This window comes from Burkholderia sp. Se-20378, assembly GCF_017104665.1.
Taxonomy (GTDB): Bacteria; Pseudomonadota; Gammaproteobacteria; order Burkholderiales; family Burkholderiaceae; genus Burkholderia; species Burkholderia lata.
Genome location: NZ_JAAGPG010000585.1, coordinates 1 through 4,835, shown reverse-complemented (window position 1 = coordinate 4,835; position 4,835 = coordinate 1). Strand labels below are relative to the sequence as shown.

Genomic DNA, 4,835 nt, shown 5'->3' with positions numbered 1-4,835 from the left:
GCCGCCGCCACCACCGTAGCCGCCGCCGTAACCGCCTTCGTCACCGCCGCCACCGCCGCCGCCGCCCGCACCGCGGCCGCCGAGCATCTGCATCTGGTCTGCGACGATTTCGGTCGAGTAACGATCCTGGCCGTCCTGACCCTGCCACTTGCGCGTGCGGATGCGGCCTTCGATATAGACCGACGAACCCTTCTTCAGGTACTCGCTGACGATTTCCGCCAGACGACCGAAGAACGCGACGCGATGCCACTCGGTCATTTCCTTGAAATCGCCGCTTGCCTTGTCCTTGTAGCGGTCGGTCGTCGCGAGACGGATGTTCGCAACCGCGTCGCCGCTCGGCAGGTAACGGACTTCAGGATCGGCGCCGAGATTGCCGACGAGGATGACCTTGTTGACGGATGCCATGTGTTTCTCCAGTAAATTCGATGCCGGGCCGCCCGCTCATGCTGTCGGTACGGCCCGCCGGGCAAGCCGGCGAACGCCGCCGGTGCCTGCCCGAAGTGAGTTCAGGCCTTGCGCGGCGGCGCTTTCATGCTGGCCGCGATTATAAGCCACGCGGCAACGAGCCCAGAACACGTGTAGAAGACCGTATTGGCGCCACCGTGCTTCAGCAGCCAGCCGCCCACGATGCCGCCGAGCGCGAGCCCGATCGACTGCGTGGTGTTGTAGACGCCCGTGGCCGCGCCCTTGCGCGAACCGGGCGCGAGCTTCGACACGAGCGACGGCTGAGACGCTTCCAGGATGTTGAAGCCGAGGAAGTAGACGAAAAGGACCGCTGCCACAATCAGGATGGTATGCGGCGCGCTGCCCAGCAGCAATTGGCCGATCAGGATAGCCAGGATGCCGCCGAGCAGCACCGGCTTCATCTTGCCCCGTTTTTCCGCGACGATGATCGCCGGGACCATCATCACGAACGCGAGCCCCATCACCGGCAGGTAGACCTTCCAGTGCGAGGCGACCGGCAGGCCGCCATCGACGAGCAGGCGCGGCACGACGAGGAACAGCGCCGTCTGCGTCGCGTGCAGCACCAGCACGCCGAAGTTCAGGCGCAGCAGCTCGACGTTGTGCAGCACCTCGGCGAACGGCGCGGGCACGTGCACGGGCTTCGCCGCGTCGGGCACGATCCACAGCACGACGCCGATCGCGAGGATCGACAGCACGCCGACGATCGCGAACAGCCCGCTCATCCCGACCCAGTGGAACACGATCGGCGCACCGACGATCGCGACCGCGAACGACACGCCGATCGAGCCGCCGACCATCGCCATCGCCTTCGTGCGGTTCTGCTCGGAGGTCAGGTCGGCGATGAACGCGAGCACCGCGGACGACACCGCGCCCATCCCCTGGATCACGCGGCCGACGATGATCCACGTGATGTCGTGCGCGGACGCGGCGACGAAGCTGCCGATCGCGAAGATCACGAGACCGGTGGCGATCACCGGCTTGCGGCCGAACTTGTCGGACGCCCAGCCGTAGAAGATATAGAACAGCGACTGCGTGACGCCGTAGGCCCCGAGCGCGATACCGACGAGCAGCACGTTGTCGCCGCCCGGGATGGTTTTCGCGTAGACCGAGAACACCGGCATGATCATGAACAGGCCGAGCATGCGCAGCGCGAAGATCGCCGCGAGCGACGTGGTCGCGCGCAATTCGGGCGCAGTCATGCGGGAAGACGTGGCAGACGGATTGGACATCGGGAATGAATTTCGAATGATCGGAATGTCCGCCCGACACCGGGCGGCGGAAGATCAGGACCAGCGGCCCGGGAGGCTTGGCCGGCAACACGTCGGGGCAGGATTCAGGCAGCCCGCAGGCCGCCCGGAACCGCGCGGCGCGGCCGCTTTCCCGGCGCAGGCGCCATCTTGCTGCCACCTGCTGCTAAGGCTGGGGACCCCAAACGACGGCCTCGAAAAGCCGTTATAGTAGCAGGTTTGGTTCCCTCCATTTTCGCCAGGTTCATGGAACAGATCCGCATTCGTGGGGCTCGTACCCACAACCTGAAAAACGTCAATCTCGACCTGCCGCGCCACAAGCTGATCGTGATTACCGGGTTGTCCGGGTCGGGCAAGTCGTCGCTCGCGTTCGATACCCTTTATGCCGAGGGCCAGCGCCGCTACGTCGAAAGCCTGTCCGCGTATGCCCGCCAGTTCCTGCAGCTGATGGAGAAACCCGACGTCGACCTGATCGAAGGCCTGTCGCCGGCGATCTCGATCGAGCAGAAGGCGACGTCCCACAACCCGCGTTCGACCGTCGGCACGGTCACGGAAATCCACGACTACCTGCGACTTTTGTTCGCACGTGTCGGGACGCCGTACTGCCCCGACCACGATATCCCGCTGGAAGCGCAGAGCGTGTCGCAGATGGTCGATGCGGCGCTCGCGCTGCCCGAGGAAACCAAGCTGATGATCCTCGCGCCCGTCGTCGCGAACCGCAAGGGCGAGCACGCCGAGCTGTTCGAGGACATGCAGGCGCAGGGTTTCGTGCGCTTTCGCGTGCGCTCGGGCGGCGGTACCGCGAACGAAGGCGTCGCGAAGATCTACGAGGTCGAGTCGCTGCCGAAGCTGAAGAAGAACGACAAGCACACGATCGACGTCGTCGTCGACCGACTGAAGGTGCGCCCGGACATGAAGCAGCGCCTCGCCGAGTCGTTCGAGACGGCGCTGCGCCTCGCCGACGGCCGCGCGATCGCGCTCGAAATGGATACCGACCACGAGCACCTGTTCAGCTCGAAGTTCGCGTGCCCGATCTGCTCGTACTCGCTGCAGGAGCTCGAGCCGCGCCTGTTCTCGTTCAACAACCCGATGGGCGCGTGCCCGGAATGCGACGGCCTCGGCCAGATCACGTTCTTCGACCCGAAGCGGGTCGTCGCGCACCCGTCGCTGTCGCTCGCCGCCGGCGCCGTGAAGGGCTGGGACCGCCGCAACCAGTTCTATTTCCAGATGCTGCAGAGTCTCGCGGCGTTCTACGAATTCGACATCGACGCCGCATTCGAGGATCTGCCGGAAAAGATCCGGAAGGTGCTGCTGTTCGGCTCGGGCAAGCAGACGATCCCGTTCTCGTACATCAACGAGCGCGGCCGCACGACGATCCGCGAGCATGTGTTCGAAGGGATCATCCCGAACCTCGAGCGCCGCTACCGCGAGACCGATTCGGTCGCGGTGCGGGAAGAACTCTCGAAGTACCAGAACAACCAGCCGTGCCCGTCCTGCGACGGCACGCGCCTGCGCCGCGAAGCGCGCCACGTGCGGATCGGCACGGGCGACTACGCGCGCGGCATCTTTGAAATCAGCGGCTGGCCGCTGCGCGACGCACTCGGCTATTTCGACGGCCTGACGCTCGAAGGCGCGAAACGCGAGATCGCCGACAAGGTGATCAAGGAAATCGTCGCGCGCCTCACCTTCCTGAACAACGTCGGCCTCGACTACCTGTCGCTCGAGCGCAGCGCCGAAACCCTGTCGGGCGGCGAGGCGCAGCGCATCCGGCTCGCGTCGCAGATCGGCTCGGGCCTCACGGGCGTGATGTACGTGCTCGACGAGCCGTCGATCGGCCTGCACCAGCGCGACAACGACCGCCTGATCTCGACCCTCAAGCATCTGCGCGACCTCGGCAACTCGGTGATCGTCGTCGAGCACGACGAGGACATGATCCGCACGGCCGACTACGTCGTCGACATGGGCCCGGGCGCCGGCGAGCACGGCGGCGTGATCGTGGCCGAGGGCACGCCGAAGCAGGTGCAGTCGAACCCGCAGTCGCTCACCGGCCAGTACCTGGTCGGCAAGCGCACGATCGAGTACCCGGACGAGCGGCTCGCCCCCGATCCCGAGCGGATGCTGCGCATCGTCGACGCGCACGGCAACAACCTGAAGCATGTCGATCTGGAGCTGCCGGTCGGCCTGCTGACCTGCATCACCGGCGTGTCGGGTTCCGGCAAGTCGACGCTGATCAACGACACGCTGTATCACGCGGTCGCGCGCCACCTGTACGGTTCGTCGGCCGAGCCGGCGCCGCACGAGGCGATCGAGGGCCTCGAGCACTTCGACAAGGTGATCAACGTCGACCAGTCGCCGATCGGCCGCACGCCGCGCTCGAACCCGGCCACCTACACCGGCCTGTTCACGCCGATCCGCGAGCTGTTCTCGGGCGTGCCGACCTCGAAGGAGCGCGGCTACGATCCGGGCCGCTTCTCGTTCAACGTGAAGGGCGGCCGCTGCGAATCGTGCCAGGGCGACGGCGTGCTGAAGGTGGAAATGCACTTCCTGCCGGACGTCTACGTGCCGTGCGACGTGTGCCACGGCAAGCGCTACAACCGCGAAACGCTCGAAGTGCAGTACAAGGGCAAGAACATCAGCGAAGTGCTCGACATGACCGTCGAGCATGCGTACGCGTTCTTCAGCGCGGTGCCGGTCATCGCGCGCAAGCTGAAGACGCTGCTCGACGTCGGCCTCGGCTACATCCGTCTCGGCCAGTCGGCCACGACGCTGTCGGGCGGCGAGGCGCAGCGCGTGAAGCTGTCGCTCGAGCTCTCCAAGCGCGACACCGGCCGCACGCTGTACATCCTCGACGAGCCGACCACCGGCCTGCACTTCCACGACATCGCACTGCTGCTGGAAGTGATCCACCGGCTGCGCGACCAGGGCAACACGGTCGTGATCATCGAGCACAACCTCGACGTGATCAAGACGGCCGACTGGGTGATCGACCTCGGCCCCGAAGGCGGTGCCGGTGGCGGCCAGATCATCGCGCAGGGCACGCCCGAGCAGGTCGCGAAGACGAAGGCGAGCTTTACCGGCAAGTACCTCGCACCGCTGCTCAAGCGCCCGACCCGCAAGGTCGCG

At 66.0% G+C, this 4,835-nt stretch carries 3 protein-coding genes; 1 reads left to right on the top strand and 2 read right to left on the bottom strand.

Going from position 1 to position 4,835, the window contains the following annotated elements; all coding sequences use genetic code 11:
* On the bottom strand, window positions 1-405 hold a 405-nt coding region (gene ssb, locus G3N93_RS34170), incomplete at its 3' end, for a single-stranded DNA-binding protein (protein WP_206134952.1).
* A gap of 101 nt (window positions 406-506) precedes the next feature.
* Window positions 507-1,694, bottom strand: coding sequence for an MFS transporter (locus G3N93_RS34165; protein ID WP_043187349.1), 1,188 nt, complete (start codon window positions 1,692-1,694; stop codon window positions 507-509).
* Window positions 1,695-1,958: 264 nt separating this feature from the next.
* On the opposite strand from G3N93_RS34165, the gene uvrA reads away from it, so the two are divergent.
* Window positions 1,959-4,835: excinuclease ABC subunit UvrA (gene uvrA / locus G3N93_RS34160; protein ID WP_206134951.1), on the top strand; the 2,877-nt coding region annotated here is incomplete at its 3' end.

Bases quoted from the DNA above. Each gene is read 5' to 3' on its own strand.
- G3N93_RS34165 (WP_043187349.1), bottom strand. From the start codon at position 1,694: ATGTCCAATCCGTCTGCCACGTCTTCCCGCATGACTGCGCCCGAATTG.